Here is an 18,482-nt window from a genome sequence, read left to right on the forward strand (position 1 = left end):
AGCACCCCGGCGCATAATCTGCGCCGGGGTGTCGTGGTTCAGGCCAGCAGCGCTGCCATCGCCTCGGTCACCGCCTCGGCATCGAGCCGGTAAGCGCGGTAAAGGTCGGGCAGATCGCCCGTCTGGCCGAAGCGGTCAGTGCCCAGCGGCACGACGCGCTGGCCGCGCACGCCGCCAAGCCAGGACAGTGCAGCAGGCGAACCGTCGAGCATCGTGACCAGCCCGGCTTCGGCTGGAAGCGCCGACAACAGCGTCTCGATATGCGACGGGGTGCGCGCACCGCCCTGCCAACGCGCCGCTTCGGCCCCTGACCATTCACGGTGAAGCAGATCGGGCGAGGTGATCGCGAGCAGCCCAAGGCCGGGCATCTCTTCGGCCATCGCCTCCCACGCCGCCAGCGCCTCGGGCGCCACCGCGCCGCAATAGACGATCGCGGCTTCGGCGCCCGCACCCGGCCTGCGCAACCAATAGCCGCCGCGGATCGCGTCGGCCTTCCAGCCATTGTCGGTGCGTTCGACCTGCGTCATGCTTCGCGTGGTGAGGCGCAGATAGACACTTTCACCGTGGGGCGCCTGCATCAGGCGAAAGCCCTCCTCGATCAGCACCGCCAGTTCGTCGACGAATGCGGGTTCGTAATGGCGGAGCCCCGGCTGTCCCATAGCGATCAGCGGCGGGTTGATCGACTGATGCGCCCCGCCCTCGGGACCCAGCGTCACGCCCGACGGCGTCGCCACCAGCATGAAGCGCGCATCCTGGTAACAGGCATAGTTCAGCGCATCGAGCCCACGCGCGATGAAGGGATCATAGACCGTGCCGACAGGGATCAGCCGCTCGCCGAACACGTCGCCCGCAAGCCCCAGCGCCGCGAGCATCAGGAACAGGTTATTCTCGGCGATGCCCAGCTCGATATGCTGGCCAGCAGCGCTCCCGCCCCATTTCTGCGCCGAGGGGATACGTGCCTTCTGGAACACGTCCTCCATGTCCTGACGGCGGAACAGCCCGCGCTGGTTCACCCACGCGCCGAGATTGGTCGAGACGGTGACGTCGGGCGATGTGGTGACGATGCGCCGCGCAAATTCGGAGCCGCCCTTGGCCAGATCAAGCAGGATCTTGCCGAACGCCGCCTGCGTCGATTGTTCGACGCCCACAGGGGCAAGGATTGGCGGCACGTCGATTGCCGGCGCGCTGGCGCGCTTGTCGCGAGCGAGCGGCGACGCCTCTGCCAGCGCGCGCGCAGAACTTGCGGCGTTGTCGCCAAGCCCCGCCCAAGGCTCCCACTCGGCCCCTGCCGCGATACCGAGCTGGTCGCGCAAGCCTTCGATCTGGGCGGGGTTCATCAATCCCGAGTGATTGTCCTTATGGCCTGCGAAGGGCAGGCCGTAACCCTTTACGGTATAGGCGATAAAGATCGTGGGCACATCGTCCTGGCAGGCGTCGAAAGCTTCGACCAGTGATTCAATGCAATGCCCGCCCAGATTGGTCATCAGCCGCGCAAGCGCTTCATCGTCGCGCTTGCCGATCAGTTCTGCTGCCTCGGGAATGTCCTTGAGCAGCCGCTCGCGCCACGCCGCCCCGCCCTGATAGGTAAGTGCCGCAAACTCGGCATTGGGCGTGGTGTCGATCCAGTTCCTGAGCGCCTCGCCCCCCGGCTCCTTGAACGCCGCGCGCTGCAGCCGCCCGTGCTTCAAGGTCATCACGCGCCAGCCGCACGTTTCGAAGATGTCGTCGAAGCGGCGGAACATCCGGTCCGCGGTGGTCGCGTCGAGCGACTGGCGATTATAGTCGACGATCCACCAGCAATTGCGGACCTGATGCTTGTACGCTTCGATCAGGCATTCATAGATATTGCCCTCGTCGAGCTCGGCATCGCCCATCAGCGCGATCATCCGCCCCGCATCCGCCTCGGCCATGCCTCCATGCGCGATCAGATAGTCCTGCACCAGACTGGCAAAGGCGGTGATAGCGACACCGAGCCCGACTGAGCCCGTCGAGAAATCGACCGGTATCCTGTCCTTGGTCCGGCTAGGATAGCTCTGGGCACCGCCGAGTGCCCGAAACGCCTGAAGCTGTTCGCGCGACTGGTTGCCGAGCAGATAGTGGATCGCGTGCAGCACCGGGCCAGCATGCGGCTTGACCGCAACCTTGTCGTTGGGGCCGAGCGCGTGGAAATACAGCGCCGCCATGATCGCGGTGATCGAGGCGCAGCTCGCCTGATGTCCGCCGACCTTTAGGCCATCGCGGCTCTCGCGAAGATGATTGGCGTTGTGGATCGTCCAGGCGGAGAGCCAGCGCAGACGGGTATCGAGATTTTCGAGTGCGGCGATATCGGGAGCGGATTTCATCGTGCCGCTTTCCGGCCGGCAACGCCGAAATGCAAGCGTCGCTTTATTCGGCGATATACCTCCAGGGGTCATCCGCGCTGTCGCGGCGCCAGATCGTGAAAAACGCGAATGATTGTGGCGGCGTCGCGTTCTTCACGCGAATTGCACCCCAACTCACGCCGAGATCGCCGCTCGACGCGACGAGCACGCCGTCCGACGACCATTCGATCGGACTACCCGCTTGCGGCGCGCCGAAGAGTTCGCGACCGATATTCTGCGAGCCGATGGTGAAGCTCGCCGTGCGCCCCATGTTCATCGATTCAGGGCCGCCATGCCTGGCGAACGCCGCCGACAGACCAATTATCTGCGCTTCATCCGAAAAGCCTTTCTCCGCCGCGGCCAGGCTTTCGGCATGACGGTTTTCGCCCTCGGGATCGAAGGTCGCGGCGTGCTTCGGCAGGAGCGGCTTCATCGTGGCCGTCGGCGTGTTCCCCTGCGGGCGGCGCGCGTATTTGAAGCCTGCAACACGCCATCCTTCGGGGTGCCGGATCCAGTAGGCGAGATATTTAAGCGGCTTTGTCGCACCGTCCGGGCCGATCGCCGCCATGAAGCCATAGGAAAAGCCGTGTTGGCCATCGGCGGATATTCCACCGCGAACGGGCTGCCAGTGGATTTTCGCACCCACGAGATCGGCGGCGATTGCGGCAATGGCCGCTTCCTTGCCGCGGAAGAGCTTGCCGTCCTCCGTCGTAAAGATGACATTGGCGGCGAATAAGTCCGCGAGCGCGGCCGATGCGTCTTTTGCACGCGCAACTTCGGCAAAGGCGCGATCGGCGGCGAGCAGCGCCTCGGCGTCGGCCTGCCGATAGGGGCGACCTTCGGCCTCGGCGGAATGCGCCGTCGACATAGCGGCGGACAGCGCCAGCCCGGTGAGCAACAGGGGCGCAGTGATTCTGGTCTTCATCTGGTCAGTCTCATGATTGGCGGCGCGTGGCGCCCAATGAGCCTGACTAAGCGCGCGCCACGCGGAACCGTGGAATTTTCGACCAAGGATAACGATCGCGCGACCAATGCTTCATGCCGCAAAAGGCGCATTTCATGCTCGACGACGGGTGCGAATAAGCTATGCGGGCGGAAGAACAATCCGTCCTGAGGTACGCTGCATGAAGAAGTCCGTCGCCATCGCCATTCTTGCCCTGTCCGTCGCGACGCTGAGCGCGTGCGCAACCGTCAAGGGCCTCGGCCGCGACATCGAATCGGTGGGTCAGGCAGGCGAAGAAGCGATCAACTGATCCGGCGGAAAATCAGCGACAGGTTGTTGGCAGGCATCTCGACCAATCGTTCGAACGCCAGGCCGTGCCCGGCGCCGAGCGTGATCATGTCCTCTACCTTTCGCAGTCCCCAATCGGGATTGCGGGCCTTGAGCGACAGATCGAACGCCTCATTGCTTTCCGCGGTCGGCGCATCGCCCCTCAGATAGGGGCCATAAAGGTAAAGCGGTGCGCCCGGCGCCAGGCGCCTTGACGCACCGCTCATCAGTCCCTCTGTTGCGACCCAAGGGCTGATATGAACCATGTTGATGCACAGGATCGCGTCGACCACGTCGATCGGCCAGTCGGCGGCTGACGCATCCAGATCGAGCGGCGCGGACATTGGTGAGCCCGCTTTCCTCCACCCATGCAGCAATCGAACGCCGCCCGTCAGCGTCGGGGTCGCTCGGTTGCCAATCGAGGCTGGGAAACAGCCGCGCGAAATGCGCGACATGCTCGCCCGTGCCGCTCGCCACCTCCAGCACCACGCCACGTTCCGGCAAAACCCCGCGCAACACTTCGACGATGAAGTCGCGGTTGCGCAGCGTCGCCGGCGCGTGGCGCTTGGTGTCGCCTTCGAGATCGCGCGGCAGATAGGGCGGGATCTGGTTCATGCTTCCGGCCTGCCCGCGCTACCCAACACCCGTTCGGGCTGAGCCCGTCGAAGCCCTGCCCTTCCCTTCCCTTCGAAAAGGAAGCAGAAAAATCCTTCGACAAGCTCAGGATGAGCGGTGTTGGGGGTATGCGCGATCATTCCGCGGCCTGAGCGACCTCTGTGTCCTTCCAGACAAGTACGGGCTTGCGCGCAGCAAGCGTTTCGTCGAGGCGGCGGCGCGGCGCGAAGTGCGGTGCGCCCTTCAGCGCCTCGTCACCTGCCTTGGCACGTTCCGCCACCGAGCGCAGCGCGCCGATGAACTGATCAAGCGCTGCCTTGCTTTCGGTTTCGGTCGGTTCGACGAGCATCGACCCGTGAACGACCAGCGGGAAATACATCGTCATCGGATGATAGCCCTCGTCGATCAGCCCCTTGGCCACGTCGAGCGTGGTGAAGCCATCTGCAAAGCCCTCGTCCGAGAACAGCGCCTCGTGCATGCACGGCCCGCTATGGCCGAAGGGTGCGTCCAGGACGTCCTCGAGGCTGCGAAGCACATAGTTTGCGTTGAGCACCGCGTCCTCAGCGACCTGACGCAGACCGTCGGCGCCGTGGCTGAGGATGTAGCTCAGCGCGCGCGTGAACATGCCCATCTGGCCGTTGAAGGCGGTCATCCGGCCAAAGCTCTGCGCGTGATGCTCCTCGGCGGTTTCCTCCTCGATCAGGCGATAGCCCTCGCCATTCTTCTCGACGAAGGGCAGCGGCGCGAAGGGCGCGAGCGCTTCGGAGAACACCACCGGCCCCGCGCCCGGTCCGCCGCCGCCATGCGGGGTGGAAAAGGTCTTGTGCAGGTTGATGTGCATCGCGTCGATGCCGAGATCGCCCGGACGGACGCGGCCGACGATCGCGTTGAAGTTGGCGCCGTCGCAATAGACGAGGCCGCCCGCTGCGTGCACCGCGTCGGAAATCGCCTTCATGTCGCGCTCGAACAGGCCACAGGTATTGGGGTTGGTGATCATCACTGCCGCGACATCGGGTCCGAGCCGCGCCTTCAATGCTTCCAGATCGACGCGGCCGTCTTTGGTCGCGGGGATATCCTCCACCTTGTAGCCGCAGAAAGCCGCAGTCGCGGGGTTGGTGCCGTGCGCGCTTTCGGGAACGAGGATCACCTGCCGTGCGTCGCCGCGGGCTTCCAATGCCGAGCGGATTGCGAGCAGGCCGCAAAGCTCGCCATGCGCGCCCGCCTTGGGGCTCATCGCCACCGCGGGCATGCCGGTGAGCGTGCACAGCCAGTGCGCCAGCTCGTGGATGAGTTGGAGCCCGCCCTGCACCGTGTCGATCGGCTGGAGCGGGTGGATGTCTGCAAAGCCCGGCAGTCGCGCCAGCTTTTCGTTGAGACGCGGATTGTGCTTCATCGTGCACGACCCAAGCGGGAAGAGGCCGAGGTCGATCGCATAGTTCTGGCGGCTGAGGCGTGTGTAGTGGCGCACCGTTTCAGGCTCGGAAAGGCCCGCAAGCCCGATCGAACGATTGCGCTCAAGCCCGCCGAGGCGGCTCGCGACGGCGGGCGCCTTTTCAAGGTCGACGCCCGTTGTGTGCGTGTCGCCGATCTCGAAGATCAGCGCTTCTTCCAGCATCAGCGCGCGGTTGCCGGTAAAGGTGCCGTTGGCGGCTTGTGTCGTGGTTTCGGGGCGCGTCGGGCGGCCTTCGCGGTTCATGCTCATGCCAGCACCTCCTCGAGCGCGGATGCAAGGGTTTCGACGTCCTCCGCCGTGGTGGTCTCGGTGACCGCGACGACCAGACCATTCTCGAGCGCCTTGACGCCCGGATAGAGCCGGCCAAGCGAGACGCCGGCCAGCACCTTGCTGTCGAGCGCGCGGACCACGGGGCGCGCTTCCTTCGAAAGCTTCAGCGTGAATTCGTTGAAGAAGCCGTCATTGACCAGTTCCACGCCCGGCACCTTTGCCAGCCGCTCGGCCGCCTTGACCGCGAGCGCGTGATTGAGCGTCGCCAGATCGCGCAGCCCTTTCTCCCCCAACAGCGTCATGTGAATCGAAAAGGCCAACGCACAGAGCCCGGAATTGGTGCAGATATTCGACGTCGCCTTTTCGCGGCGGATATGCTGCTCGCGCGTCGAAAGCGTCAGCACGAAGCCGCGTTTGCCTTCCGCGTCCACGGTCTCGCCGCAGAGTCGGCCGGGCATCTGCCGCACGAAGCGCTCCTGGCAGGCGAACAGGCCGACATAGGGGCCCCCGAACTGGAGGCCGACGCCGATCGACTGGCCCTCGCCAACGACGATATCCGCACCCATCTCTCCGGGCGACTTAAGCGCGCCGAGCGCGACCGGCTCGGTGACGACCGCAACGAGCAGCGCACCATTTTCGTGCGCCTTGGCGGCGATCGGCGCGAGATCGGTGATGCGGCCAAGAATGTCGGGATATTGCACGACGACGCACGACGTATCCTTGTCGATCGCGGCGAGCAGGCGCGCGGCATCGGTTTCGGCGTTCAGTTCGGGTACGGCACTGTCAAGAATATCGCCCGTGAACTTCGCCATCGTCTGCGCGACCGAGACATAATGCGGGTGAAGCCCGCCCGAAAGGATCGCCTTGCCGCGCTTGGTGACGCGGCGCGCCATCACGATCGCCTCCCAGCACGCGGTCGAGCCGTCATACATCGAGGCGTTCGCCACGTCGCAGCCATAGAGGCGCGCCACCTGCGTCTGGAACTCGAAGAGCATCTGCAGCGTGCCCTGCGCGATCTCTGGCTGATAGGGCGTGTACGAGGTCAGGAACTCGCCGCGCTGGATCAGATGGTCGACCGAGGCGGGCACATGATGCTTGTACGCGCCGCAGCCCAGGAAGAACGGGATCTGGCTCGCCGCGGTATTCTTCGCCGCCAGCGCCGACAGATGCCGGTCGACCGCCAGTTCGCTCGCATGATTGGGCAGCCCCGCGATCGGGCCTTCAAGCTGCGCCGCTGTGGGCACATCGACAAAGAGGTCGTCGATCGACTTGGCGCCGATCCTGGCGAGCATCGCGCCGCGATCCTCCGGGGTAAGGGGCAAATAGCGCATCAAAGGGGCTTTCTCATCGTGAATCGCAATCGAACATAATCGGCAACCCAGTTGCCGTCGGGTTGGCGCAAGGCAGGCGCGACGCGCGCCTCGGCCGCGACGGCGACCTCTTCATGCGCCTCTTCGGGCACCTCGGCGGCATCGAGGAAGCCCGCGCGGAAGGTCCGGAACCAGGCGGCAGCGCCTGCGGGCAAAGGGGTCGGGCGCTGGATCAGCCATGCCTCGATATCGGTGAAGCCGGCCGCGCTATAGACGCGCGTGAACGCCTCGGGCGTCGGATACCATTGTGGATCTTCGGCGGGCACCGGATAGCCACGATCCATGAGTTCAGCACGCAATCCCGCACGAAGTTGCGCGATATTGCCGTGGCCGCCCTGCTCCCCGACGAAACGCGCGCCGGGCTTCAGCGCGCGGAACACGCCCGCAGCGACGGCGGGCGGATCGAGCATCCAGTGCAGCGCTGCATTGCTGAACGCGGCATCGAACACGCCGTCAAAATCGAGCTGCTGCCCGTCCTTCACATGCGCGTCGATCCCGCGGGCTTTCGCGGCCGCGATCATTTCCGGCGAGGCATCGACCCCGACAACCTCTGCGCCCGCGCGCACCAGTGCCTCGGTCAGCGCGCCGTCGCCGCAGCCGAGGTCAAGGATGCGCTCACCGGGCCGCGGATCGAGCAGTTCGACGGCGGGCATGCCAAGTGCGGGCACAAACGCCGCATTCTTCGCATAGTCCGCGGCGTCCCATTTGCTCGTCATGTTGACCATGGCCCGGCCTCCAGCGCGTGTGGCTTACAGCTTGGCGACGAACGCCTTGTAGGCCGCCTCGTCCATCAGTTCGTCGAGTTCGGAAGCATCCGACAGCGTCAGCTTGAAGAACCAGCCGTCTTCCTCGGGCGAGCTGTTCACCAGCGCGGGATCGCCCTCAAGCGCGGCATTGCCCTCGATCACGGTGCCCGAGACGGGCGCGTAGACATCGGACGCCGCCTTCACCGACTCGACCACCGCGGCGTCATCGCCCTTGGAGACTTCCTTGCCCTCTTCGGGAACCTCGACGAACACGATGTCGCCAAGCTGCTCCTGCGCGTAATCGGTGATGCCGACGGTCGCGACCTCACCCTCGACGTCGACCCATTCGTGATCCTCGGTGAAATAACGGCTCATTTCGCAGCTCCTTTGCGATGATAGCGGTGGGGGACGAAGGGCATGGGCGCGACGACGGCGTCGATCCGCTTGCCCCGGACTTCGATCTGCAGGCGCGTGCCGGGCGCGCTGTAGGCGGCATCGACATAGCCCATCGCGATCGGCTCACCGACGCTGGGCGCGAATCCGCCCGAGGTGACGGCGCCGATCAGCGTATCGCCGGCGTAAATTTCCGCGCCTTCGCGCGCGGGCAGACGGCCCTCGATCGCCAGGCCGACGCGTTTGGTCGCGGGACCGTCGGCAAGCTTCCTGAGGATCGCGTCGGCGCCCATGAAGCCGCCCTCCTCGCGCCGCCGCTTCTGCATCGCGAAGGTCAGGTCGGCCGAAACCGGGTCGGTCTCGAGGCTCAGGTCATGGCCGTAGAGCGGCAGCCCCGCCTCGAGCCGCAGCGAATCGCGCGCGCCAAGCCCGATCGGCTTGACCTCGTCCTGATCGACCAGCGCCTGCGCCAGCGCCTCGACCTTGTCGGCGGGCACCGAAATCTCGAAACCGTCCTCGCCGGTATAGCCCGAACGGCTGACCCAGAGCGTTGCCCCGTCCCATTCGAAGGCGCCGGCCTGCATGAAATAGAGCGCCTCGACGCCGGGCACGAGCCGCGACAGCGCGGTGACGGCCTTGGGGCCCTGCAGCGCCAGCAGCGCCTGATCTTCCATGTGGTTCATGGAGATCTCGTCGGGCAGATGCTCGCGCATATAGCCGATATCGTCGAACTTCGTGGCACCGTTGACGACCATGTAGATGTCGTTGGCGCGACGAGTGACCATGAGATCGTCGTGGATTCCCCCGGTCTCGTCCAGCAGCAACGAATAGCGCATCCGATCCACGCCCAGCGCCTGGATTTCGCCGGGAAGCAGCGTTTCCAGTGCCTTGTCGGCGCCTTCGCCGGTGAAGCTGAGCTGGCCCATATGGCTGACATCGAACAGCCCGGCATTTTCGCGCGTCCACAGATGCTCGGCCATGATGCCTTCGTACTGGATCGGCATCGCATAGCCCGCGAAGGACACCATCCGCGCACCCTGCGCACGATGCCAGCCATCGAGCGGCAGCGGGGTGATCGTCTCTTCGGTGGCTTCGGTCATCTTGCACTCCGTAACGTCGGTCAGGGTCAATGAAGCGTGGCCACGGATTCGTGGCGCCTCTTCATTGCCCCCTCTGTCACGGTACCTGAGAGCTTTCGCGCGATCCTGCGAAGGACCGGGCTTACCCCTTCGGTGGTCCTGGCCTTCGCCAGAACGCTTTCCAGAGTGTCACGGGCTCGCGCGGTCCTTTGACCTGAGAGATTCCGGGGCGGTTGCTCCTTCGGCGGCCCTGTCTCCGTCTCACGGATACAGGACGCTCTCCCGCGCGATCCCCAGCGGTTTCCCGCCGATGACGCCTAATCGCCTTGGGCCGACGAGCGATTCGAGTCAATCGCGCTTATCGTACCCGGCTTAGCGCGTGGCATTATACTGGAGCTGCTCGTTGGTGAGCTGAAAGCCGACGAGCAGTTCGAAGCTGGCGCGCGCCACGGCGTCACGGACTTCGGGGATCGACATCGGATCGATCGCCGCGTCCGCATCGCCGGCCTTGCGCCGGCGCGTAATGCGCTGCTCGATATCGTCGGGCAGCGTCGCTGCGGCCCGGTTGACCGAAGCGCTCGCCGAACTGCTGGTCTGCGCGCGCGTCTGGCCATCCTCGAAACGCACCGCAACGCGGCCTACCCGCTTGGAGACGACAGCGCGACCGCCGCGCACGACGGTCGAGAAATAGGGCAGCACGACTTCACGCGCGCCGCTGGCATTGCTGCGCGTTGCAACGACATCGAAGGTCGCATTGGCGACGATCTCGGCACCCGTATCGTCGCAAGTTGTGCGCACATTGGTGATCGCGGCGACGACGTCGATTGCGCTGGCGTCGCGGCTGGTCGTGGGATTGAAGAGCGTGATATCACCGGTATGCGCAGGCACGCCGACGCCCGGGCAGGCCGAGCGAACAGCGGCAATGCCGCCTTCCATGATCTGGTTTTCCTGTCCGGCGCAGGCCGAAAGCGCGAGCAGAGCAGTGCAGACAAATAGCGGCTTCAGACTGGGCACAGACGGATCCTTGAAACGATGACGGAGCGCACGTTTGCCAGCCAAGAGCGAAGTGGACAAGAGGAAGCGACTTTCGCGGGCGCACACAATGGCGTAGAGGCGTCCGCGACATGACCGAAAATGCCGTGCCTCGCCCCTGCATCGAGCTGCTGATCGCAGCACCACGCGGCTTTTGCGCTGGCGTCGACCGTGCGATCCGCATCGTCGAACTCGCGATCGAGAAATATGGCGCGCCCGTCTATGTCCGGCACGAAATTGTACACAACAAGTTCGTTGTCGACACGCTCAAAGCCAAAGGCGCGATCTTCGTCGAGGAGCTCAACGACGTGCCGGACGATGTGCCCGTCGTCTTTTCGGCGCATGGCGTGCCCAAGGTGGTGCCGGCCAAGGCCGCCGAGCGGGGTCTCAACTATCTTGATGCGACCTGCCCGCTGGTTTCCAAGGTGCACAGACAGGCCGAACGCCTTGTCGCGGCCGGGCGCCACATCCTGTTTGTCGGCCACAAGGGGCACCCCGAGGTGATCGGCACGTTCGGCCAGGTGCCCGAAGGCTCGATGACGCTGATCGAGACGGTCGCCGACGCACGCGCGATCGAACCCGCCGACAGCGAAGCGCTCGCCTTCCTGACGCAGACGACGCTTTCGGTCGACGACACCGCCGAGATCGTCACGACGCTTAAGGCGCGCTTCCCGTCGATGCAGGCGCCGCGTGGCGAGGACATCTGCTACGCCACGTCAAATCGTCAGGCCGCGGTCAAGGCGATCGCCGCCTCTTGCCAGGCAGTGCTCGTGATCGGCGCGCCCAATTCCTCGAACTCGCTCCGCCTGGTCGAGGTCGCCGAGCGCAGCGGTGCGCGGGCGCAACTGATCCAACGTGCCGACGATGTCGATTTCGCCTGGCTCGAAGGCGTCGCCTCTCTTGGCATCACCGCGGGCGCCTCAGCCCCCGAATTGCTGGTCCGTGAGGTCGTGGACCGCATCGCGGAAGTCTATGATGTCACCGAGCGCGAGGTGACGACCGCGGTCGAGGACATCGCGTTCAAACTCCCCCGCGACCTCGAAGCCGCCTGACCGATACAGATGGCGGTCTATACACAGGTCTCTGCCGAGGCACTCGCCGCTTTCCTGACGCGATTCGACGCAGGAGAGCTCGTTTCCGCCAAAGGCATCGCCGAGGGCGTGGAGAACAGCAACTATCTCGTCGATACGACCACCGGCCGCTTCATCCTGACGCTGTATGAAAAGCGCGTCTCGGCGGACGACCTCCCTTTCTTTCTCGCGGTGCTCGACCATCTGGCCGCGCGCGGCCTGCCGGTGCCACGTGCGCTGCCGGATCGCGAGGGTCGCGCGATCCATAGCCTCGAAGGCCGCCCCGCCTGCCTGATCGAGTTTCTGCCCGGTGTCTCGGTAACGCATCCCACGCCGGCGCAGGCGCATGCGGCGGGCGAGGCGATGGGCCGGATGCACGCTGTGCTCGCAGATTTCACGCCCACACGTCCCAATTCCATGGGGATCGATACCTGGCAGCCGTTGTTCGAGCGCTGCGGCCGGGATCTCGATGCAATCTCACCGGGCCTGTATGACGATGTCGGCTTCCAGCTTGACGCGGTTCGTTCGGGCTGGGCCGGCGATCTTCTGCCGCATGGCGTGATCCACGCCGACCTGTTTCCGGACAATGTGCTGATGCGCGGTGATTCGGTGACCGGGCTGATCGACTTTTATTTCGCCTGCACCGACGTTCGCGCGTTCGATCTCGCGATCATGCACACCGCCTGGGCCTTCGACACAACCGGCAGCCATTTTGAGCGGGAGGTGGGGAACGCCCTGATCCGTGGCTATGAGCAGGCGTTCGGCCTCACCCCCGCCGAGCGGGCCGAGCTGACCAAGCTTGCGAAGGGCGCATGCATCCGCTTCCTGCTATCGCGCGCATGGGACTGGCTCAACACGCCGGCAGACGCGCTGGTGACGCGCAAGGATCCGCTCGCCTATTGGCGCCGTCTGCAGCTTTACGATCGGGGCGACCTGTTCGCATGAGCGAGGTTTCGCATGTCGAGATTGCGACCGACGGCGCATGCAAGGGCAATCCCGGTCCCGGCGGCTGGGGGGCCGTGCTGCGCATGGGCGGGCGCGAGAAGGAGCTTTCGGGCGGAGAGCCCCTGACCACCAACAACCGCATGGAGCTGATGGCGGCGATCCGCGCGCTTCAGGCCCTGAAACGCCCGTGTCGCGTGACGTTGTCGACCGACAGCGTCTATGTGAAGGACGGCATCACCAAATGGATCCATGGCTGGCTGAAGAATGGCTGGCGCACAGCGTCACGGCAGCCCGTCAAGAATGCCGAATTGTGGCAGGAACTGCTTGAAGCCGTTCGCCCGCACAGGATCGAGTGGAAATGGGTGAAGGGTCATGCCGGCGACCCGGACAATGAGCGCGCCGACCGGCTCGCCAGCGCGGCAGCGGAGGCCGCCCGCGGACGCTGATCCGCAGGCGGCGCGACGTGTCGTCAGCTATTGTCTTCGAGTTCGGCTGCTGAGCCATTCTTCAGGATGGAATCGATGGCGTTCTGCGCCGAGGCCTTGCTGGAATAACCCTCGGTCCACCAGATGATCTCGCTGTTATACTTGAACTTCGCAACGAACTCGCCAGCCTTGTTCTTCTCGATCACGAATTTGTGTGCCATCGGATCCTCCGTGCGTTGACAGGCGATCGCGAAGCTAACGAGAGATCGGGCTGCACGCCAGCATACGACTGTAACGCAAGGTCACGCGTCGAAACGCCCGGGCGCGTAGATCATGGCATCAATGCTCCGCACGGCCGCATCGGGCGTATGGCCAAGCAATAGCGCTGCTCCCAACATTGCACCCGCCGGCGCCGTTTGTATGCCGAAACCGCCCTGTCCGACGCACCAGAAGAAGCCGGGCTCGCGCGGGTCGAAGCCGTAGACGGGCAGGCGATCGGGCGCAAAGCTCCTCAAGCCAGCCCATTTGTGCTCGACCGCGGCGACGCGCCAGTCAACGACACCCTCGAAGCGTTCGATGGCCAGCGCGACGTCGATCTCTTCCGCCGCGGCATCGCACGGTTCGGTCGGACTCTCGTCATGCGGACTGAGCCACAACCGCCCGCCGGGTTCGGGCTTGAAGTAGAATTTTCCACCGATGTCAGCGACGAGCGGCAGCCCTTCGGGCGCAAGCGGTTCGGTGCGGATCTGCGTCATGGTACGGCGATAGGCGGCGATGCCGAGCGGTCGCACACCCGCCATTTTCGCGATGCGGTCGGCCCAGGCGCCGGCAGCGTTGACGACGATCCCGGCGCGCACCGGGCCAGCCGCGGTGTCGAGCAGCCAGCCGGCGGCATCGCGCGTCGCATTGACCAGCGCCGCTTTGCACAGCACCTCAACACCGGCGCGACGCGCGGCGCCCAAACAGGCCGCGTGCAGCCCGGCCACATCAATATAGCTGCAGCTCGGCTCGCTGACGCCCAGCGTCCACTCGCTGCGCAACCCGGGCACCTGCGCCGCCGGATCGACCTCGGCGAGCGTGATGTTGCTATTCTCGAACTCGGCGAGAAACGCGTCGATTGTCGGCCTGTCGGCGGCGCGCCCGATATGCAGCGAACCCAAGGGGGACAAAAAACCACCCTCGGCAAGTATCGGCCCGGAGGCCGAGGTCAGCGGCTGAACCCCCACGCCGCCATAGGTTTCGCTCCAGAAAGCTGCCGAGCGCCCCGTCGCGTGATAGCCGGGCCGGTCCTCCGCCTCGAGGACGACAACGCTCGCATGCCGCGCGATCTCCGCGGCAAGGCTGGCGCCGGCCATGCCCGCGCCAATGATAGCCACATCGTAGTGCTTCACCCGGCCGTAGCCCTTTCATCGAAGAAGCGGTCGATCTCCGCGAGCGCATGCAGCCTTACCGGATCGGCCTCGCGCAGGATTTCATGCGCCGATTCCACACCGAATCGGAGGAGGCGCGCATCAGGCAGACGTCGAGCCGCCACGCGGGTCGACTCGGGATCGACCAGCCGGTCGGCATCGGCACAAATCAACAGGATCGGCACGTGGACGCTCTCCAGCCGCCCCGGCGCGAAGCTGTCGAGCGTCGAGCGATAGGCGGCGGCGAGCCATTGCCAGCTTGGCGGCCCCAGCGCCAGTTCAGGTTTCTGCGTTTTCCACCAAAGCTCGTCGTCATAGCGCTCCAGGCTATGGGTCAGAAACTTCTGCCGCGACGCGCCGGGCAAGGATGGGCGCTCATTGTGCTTCCATGCGGCGCGCTCGGGCCGACCGATCCTGGTCATAAAGCGTGCTATTCGGGCGGCGACACGCTGAGAGAAAGGCTGGCTCCGTAGCCCCAGCATCGGCGCGACCAGAACGACCGCATCGGGAGCGATGCGGCGCTCGATCAGCGCGCGCAACACAAGGTGCCCGCCCATCGAGTGGGCGACAACAACATGCGGTCCGGGCGTCGTGTCCCTGAGCGCAGCGAAGCGCCCGGCCAGTTCGTCCACCCAGACCGCGAAGTCCTCGACATGGCCGACCCTGGGATCGGCCGCAAACCGCCCCGACCCGCCCTGTCCGCGCCAATCGAAGCTGGATATGTGCCAGCCACGGCGATGCCAGTGATCGAAGGCTTCCAGATATTTCTCGAAAATGTCCCCGCGACCGCCTTGAAACAACAGCGTGCCACGGCGCATTCCCGATTCCGGGGGCCATTCGAAGACCCTGAGCGGCCATCCGTCCACTGCGACATCGCTGCGATTGACCGCCCCGGCCGGGATCTCGCGACGGTTAAAGATAATGGTTTCCATACGTCTTGGTTACGGTTTCGTAAGGCATAGCGTCTAGCCTGCATCCTATGACGGGGGGATTTTTCGCACACATTCTGGTGGTTGCGGTTGGCGGCCTGATGCTGCTTGCGGCGTTCACCGACGTCAAACGTCGACAGATCGACAATTGGCTGAACGCTGCCATCGCGCTGCTCGCTCCCCTGTTCTGGTGGGCGAACGGCTATGCGCTCTGGCCCGATATGGCAATCCAGCTCGCCATCGGCCTCGCGGTCTTTGCGGCATTCGCCATGATGTTCGCGCTGGGGGCCATGGGCGGGGGCGACGTGAAAATGCTTGGCGCGCTCGCGCTGTGGCTGCCGCTTGGCGAACTTTTCACCATGTTGTTCATCATGGCGATCGCCGGAGGGGTGCTTACCGCAGCCATGCTCGTCCACCATAAGATACGCAAATCACAGACAAATATCGAGGTTCCCTATGGCGTCGCGATAGCTGCCGGCGGACTTTGGGTAATGACCCAACCTTATCTTAACCATTTTGCTTGATCAAACATGGCGGGCCGATGGGGGGCCCGGCTCAGGAGGCGATTGTCGTCATGGATGTCAAAAAGATCGCATTGCTGGTTGGCGCGCTCGTAATCGCAGCGGTGACCGCCATCATGGCCAAGAACATGTTCAGCGGCGCATCCGCTCCACAGGCGGCGGCGGCAGTCGCGCCCGAACCGACCGGTCCGAAGGTGCTGGTAGCGACACGCGCGCTGCCCGTCGGCACGATCATCGAGCCCGACAGCTTTCGCTTCCAGCCCTGGCCCAAGGATCTCGTCCAGAGCGCCTACTACATCGAGGGTGAAGCCGAGATGGGGAACATGGCGGGCACGGTGGTGCGCTATGCCATCACCGCCGGTCAGCCGATCACGCAGGGCGCACTTGTCAAGCCTGGCGATCGCGGCTTCCTCGCCGCGGCGCTCGGCCCGGGCATGCGCGCGGTGACCGTCTCGGTCTCGGCGCAGAGCGGTGTCGCCGGATTTGTCTTCCCGGGAGACCGGATCGACCTGGTGCTGACGCAGAGCGTCGGCGGCGAAGGTCCCGAGCTCAAGGCATCGGAGACGATCATCAGCAACCTGCGCGTTCTTGCAACCGACCAGCGTACCGTGCCCACCAACGAGGAAGGCAAGACCGAGGTCACGACTTTCTCGACGGTAACGCTCGAGACGACACCGCGTATCGCAGAGAAGATCGCGGTCGCGCAGACGATCGGCCAGCTCTCGCTGTCGCTGCGCTCGATCGCCGACAATGCGGCCGATCTGGAGCGTGCCATTGCGGCCGGCGAGGTCAAGGTGCCCGAAGGCAGCGATCCGAAGGCCGACAAGCAGATGCTCATCGCCGTCGCGTCGCGTCCCAACGACTCCGCGACCACCTTCGTCACCGGCGCCGATGTCTCGCGCTTCCAGCGCCGCTCCGTGCCGATGCAGAAGAGCGGCAATGCGGGGGGGTCAGTGAGTGTTGCGGGCGGCGGAACCTTCGCCGGGCCCGTGGTTCGCGTTGCCCGCGGCAACAATGTCACCGAAGTTTCGGTGGGGGGTAAGTGACATGGCTTTCATGACCAAGACCAGGAAACATTCTCTCGAATGCGCACTCGCTGCGGCTCTGACGATGGGAATCGCCATCGCGCCGGGTTCGCTGGGTGCGGCGCCGGGCGGGGCCTCGCAGCCTTCGACCACGGTCAATCTTTCGACGGGCCGGGGCACGCTGGTGAACCTCTCCTCGCCGATGTCGGATCTGTTCGTCGCCAATGACGCGATCGCCGACGTCCAGGTGCGTTCGCCAACACAGCTCTATATCTTTGCCAAAGGCGCCGGCGAGACGACAGTCTACGCCACGTCGCGCGGCGGCAAGGTGGTCTATGCGGCGAATGTCCGCGTCGGGAACAACTTCGGCACCGTCGATTCGATGCTGGGGCTGGCTCTGCCCGATGCGGAGATTCAGGCGACGCCGATGAACGGACTGGTTCTGCTCACCGGCACGGTGGCCAATCCCGACGATATCGCCGAAGCCGAACGTCTTGCGCAGGCGTTTGTCGGCGCGAACACGCAGGTGGTCAGCCGCCTGCGCACCGCGACGCCGCTGCAGGTAAATCTTCAGGTGCGCATTGTCGAGGTGAGCCGCGATTTCAGCAAGTCGATCGGCGTCAATCTTTTGGCCACCGATGGCAACTTCTTTTTCTCGCAAGGCCGCGCCGACGCGATTACGATCGATCCGGACACCGGCGGCGTCACCGTCAAGGGAACGGGCGTCGGGAGCATGATTGGCATTGTCGATCGCTTTCTCGGCATGGACATTCAGGCCGCGCTCGATCTTGCCGAAACCGACGGTCTCGTCAGCACGCTCGCGAACCCGAACCTGACTGCGTTGTCGGGCGAGACGGCAAGTTTTCTGGCTGGCGGCGAAATTCCGATCCCGGTCAGCGAAGGGCTTGGTTCAGTCTCGATCGAGTTCAAGCAATATGGCGTCAGCCTTGCCTTCACGCCGATTGTGCTTGCGGACGGTCGCATCTCGATGCGCGTGCGTCCCGAGGTCTCGCAACTCACCGACGCGGGTTCGGTCAAGCTCAACGGCTTTACCATTCCCGGCTTCTCGACCCGCCGCGCGGAAACGACGGTCGAGCTTGGTTCTGGCCAGAGCTTCATGATTGGCGGATTGCTCAGCAGCAATCACAACAACTCGGTCGACAAGGCGCCGTTCCTCGGCGATCTGCCGGTGCTCGGCGCTCTGTTTCGCTCCAAGCGGTTCAAGCGCGCGGAATCCGAGCTGATGATCGTGGTAACGCCCTATCTGGTGAAGCCCGTTTCGGCGAACCAGATTGCACTGCCGACTGACGGTTATCGCGGCACCAACGATGCCGAGACGTTTCTTATGGGGCAGACCTTCAAGGGTCAATCGGGCGAGCGTCGTCCGGTTCCCCGCAGTGGTGCGCCGCGGACCGTACAACCGGGCGTGACGCCCTATGATCCGAGCGCCGCACTGCCGGCGTCGGGGGGTCGTGGACCGGCGCCCATTGCGCCGGCACCGGAACAAGTTGCCGTTGCGCCAGGCAAGAACGACGCCGGCGCTGCGCCGGGTTTCAGCTTCGATTGATCG

19 protein-coding genes, 1 pseudogene and 2 riboswitches are annotated in these 18,482 nt (G+C 64.8%); of the genes and pseudogenes, 8 read left to right on the plus strand and 12 right to left on the minus strand.

From position 1 onward, the window contains the following. Positions 1 to 38: 38 nt before the first annotated feature. Entirely contained in the window at positions 39 to 2,342 is a 2,304-nt protein-coding gene (locus D3876_RS15730; RefSeq protein ID WP_119764104.1) for a transketolase, read from the minus strand. Positions 2,343 to 2,385: 43 nt separating this feature from the next. Continuing rightward, on the minus strand, positions 2,386 to 3,285 hold the full coding sequence (locus D3876_RS15735; protein ID WP_119764106.1) for a DUF4440 domain-containing protein: 900 nt from the start codon (positions 3,283 to 3,285) through the stop codon (positions 2,386 to 2,388). A 199-nt stretch (positions 3,286 to 3,484) separates the two neighbouring features. On the opposite strand from D3876_RS15735, the gene D3876_RS15740 reads away from it, so the two are divergent. Continuing rightward, positions 3,485 to 3,613 carry an entericidin A/B family lipoprotein gene (locus D3876_RS15740; protein ID WP_119764108.1) on the plus strand — a complete coding sequence of 43 codons (129 nt, stop codon included), beginning with the start codon at positions 3,485 to 3,487 and terminating at the stop codon, positions 3,611 to 3,613. On the opposite strand, the pseudogene D3876_RS15745 reads toward D3876_RS15740, so the two are convergent. Beyond that, positions 3,606 to 4,149, minus strand: a pseudogene (locus D3876_RS15745) (DUF938 domain-containing protein). The gene D3876_RS15740 and the pseudogene D3876_RS15745 sit on opposite strands and share 8 nt — an antisense overlap. On the opposite strand from D3876_RS15745, the gene D3876_RS20925 reads away from it, so the two are divergent. Further along, positions 4,075 to 4,287: a hypothetical protein gene (locus tag D3876_RS20925; RefSeq protein ID WP_238475475.1), complete on the plus strand. Its 213-nt coding sequence runs from the start codon at positions 4,075 to 4,077 to the stop codon at positions 4,285 to 4,287. The pseudogene D3876_RS15745 and the gene D3876_RS20925 overlap by 75 nt on opposite strands. Before the next feature lie 94 nt (positions 4,288 to 4,381). Here D3876_RS20925 and gcvPB read toward each other — a convergent pair whose 3' ends face one another. From gcvPB to D3876_RS15775, 6 genes are all read right to left on the minus strand, one after another. Further along, positions 4,382 to 5,947 carry an aminomethyl-transferring glycine dehydrogenase subunit GcvPB gene (gcvPB, locus tag D3876_RS15750; protein WP_119764110.1) on the minus strand — a complete coding sequence of 522 codons (1,566 nt, stop codon included), beginning with the start codon at positions 5,945 to 5,947 and terminating at the stop codon, positions 4,382 to 4,384. Continuing rightward, a complete protein-coding gene (gcvPA, locus tag D3876_RS15755; RefSeq protein ID WP_119764112.1) occupies positions 5,944 to 7,299 on the minus strand; it encodes an aminomethyl-transferring glycine dehydrogenase subunit GcvPA in 1,356 nt (451 codons plus the stop codon). The genes gcvPB and gcvPA overlap by 4 nt, the downstream gene beginning before the upstream one ends. After that, the gene (locus D3876_RS15760; protein WP_119764114.1) at positions 7,299 to 8,063 is read right to left on the minus strand and encodes a class I SAM-dependent methyltransferase; all 765 of its coding nucleotides are present in this window, start codon (positions 8,061 to 8,063) and stop codon (positions 7,299 to 7,301) included. The genes gcvPA and D3876_RS15760 overlap by 1 nt, the downstream gene beginning before the upstream one ends. 24 nt (positions 8,064 to 8,087) lie before the next feature. Then, entirely contained in the window at positions 8,088 to 8,459 is a 372-nt protein-coding gene (gcvH, locus tag D3876_RS15765) for a glycine cleavage system protein GcvH (protein ID WP_119764116.1), read from the minus strand. Next, positions 8,456 to 9,577: a glycine cleavage system aminomethyltransferase GcvT gene (gene gcvT / locus D3876_RS15770; RefSeq protein ID WP_119765539.1), complete on the minus strand. Its 1,122-nt coding sequence runs from the start codon at positions 9,575 to 9,577 to the stop codon at positions 8,456 to 8,458. The genes gcvH and gcvT overlap by 4 nt, the downstream gene beginning before the upstream one ends. 63 nt (positions 9,578 to 9,640) lie before the next feature. Continuing rightward, positions 9,641 to 9,748, minus strand: a riboswitch (glycine riboswitch). Beyond that, positions 9,749 to 9,851, minus strand: a riboswitch (glycine riboswitch). Positions 9,852 to 9,928: 77 nt separating this feature from the next. Continuing rightward, positions 9,929 to 10,570 (minus strand): hypothetical protein, encoded by a 642-nt coding sequence (locus D3876_RS15775; protein ID WP_182912036.1) that lies wholly within the window; start codon positions 10,568 to 10,570, stop codon positions 9,929 to 9,931. Positions 10,571 to 10,680: 110 nt separating this feature from the next. Here D3876_RS15775 and ispH point away from each other — a divergent pair, with 110 nt between their 5' ends. Genes ispH through rnhA form a run of 3 tightly spaced genes read left to right on the plus strand, consistent with a single transcriptional unit; the run spans position 10,681 to position 13,049 of the window. Further along, positions 10,681 to 11,640, plus strand: a complete 960-nt coding sequence (gene ispH, locus D3876_RS15780) for a 4-hydroxy-3-methylbut-2-enyl diphosphate reductase (RefSeq protein ID WP_119764118.1) — start codon at positions 10,681 to 10,683, stop codon at positions 11,638 to 11,640. 9 nt (positions 11,641 to 11,649) lie between these two features. Beyond that, positions 11,650 to 12,603 carry a homoserine kinase gene (gene thrB, locus D3876_RS15785; protein ID WP_119764120.1) on the plus strand — a complete coding sequence of 318 codons (954 nt, stop codon included), beginning with the start codon at positions 11,650 to 11,652 and terminating at the stop codon, positions 12,601 to 12,603. Beyond that, complete coding sequence (gene rnhA, locus D3876_RS15790) at positions 12,600 to 13,049, plus strand: ribonuclease HI (protein WP_119764122.1); 450 nt, start codon at positions 12,600 to 12,602, stop codon at positions 13,047 to 13,049. Before thrB ends, rnhA begins: the two co-directional genes overlap by 4 nt. 23 nt (positions 13,050 to 13,072) lie before the next feature. Here rnhA and D3876_RS15795 read toward each other — a convergent pair whose 3' ends face one another. The 3 genes from D3876_RS15795 to D3876_RS15805 form a co-directional block, all read right to left on the minus strand. After that, entirely contained in the window at positions 13,073 to 13,249 is a 177-nt protein-coding gene (locus tag D3876_RS15795; protein ID WP_119764124.1) for a YegP family protein, read from the minus strand. Positions 13,250 to 13,330: 81 nt separating this feature from the next. Continuing rightward, the gene (locus D3876_RS15800) at positions 13,331 to 14,419 is read right to left on the minus strand and encodes an NAD(P)/FAD-dependent oxidoreductase (RefSeq protein WP_119764126.1); all 1,089 of its coding nucleotides are present in this window, start codon (positions 14,417 to 14,419) and stop codon (positions 13,331 to 13,333) included. Continuing rightward, a complete protein-coding gene (locus D3876_RS15805; protein ID WP_238475414.1) occupies positions 14,416 to 15,255 on the minus strand; it encodes an alpha/beta fold hydrolase in 840 nt (279 codons plus the stop codon). The genes D3876_RS15800 and D3876_RS15805 overlap by 4 nt, the downstream gene beginning before the upstream one ends. Before the next feature lie 161 nt (positions 15,256 to 15,416). Here D3876_RS15805 and D3876_RS15810 point away from each other — a divergent pair, with 161 nt between their 5' ends. The 3 genes from D3876_RS15810 to D3876_RS15820 are packed head-to-tail and all read left to right on the plus strand — an operon-like array spanning position 15,417 to position 18,479. After that, positions 15,417 to 15,890: an A24 family peptidase gene (locus D3876_RS15810; RefSeq protein ID WP_119764130.1), complete on the plus strand. Its 474-nt coding sequence runs from the start codon at positions 15,417 to 15,419 to the stop codon at positions 15,888 to 15,890. A 50-nt stretch (positions 15,891 to 15,940) separates the two neighbouring features. Further along, positions 15,941 to 16,933: a Flp pilus assembly protein CpaB gene (cpaB, locus tag D3876_RS15815; RefSeq protein ID WP_119765543.1), complete on the plus strand. Its 993-nt coding sequence runs from the start codon at positions 15,941 to 15,943 to the stop codon at positions 16,931 to 16,933. Position 16,934: 1 nt separating this feature from the next. Beyond that, positions 16,935 to 18,479: a type II and III secretion system protein family protein gene (locus D3876_RS15820; protein ID WP_119764132.1), complete on the plus strand. Its 1,545-nt coding sequence runs from the start codon at positions 16,935 to 16,937 to the stop codon at positions 18,477 to 18,479. The last annotated feature ends 3 nt before the right edge of the window (positions 18,480 to 18,482 follow it).

The organism is Sphingomonas cavernae (assembly GCF_003590775.1).
GTDB lineage: Bacteria > Pseudomonadota > Alphaproteobacteria > Sphingomonadales > Sphingomonadaceae > Sphingobium_A > Sphingobium_A cavernae.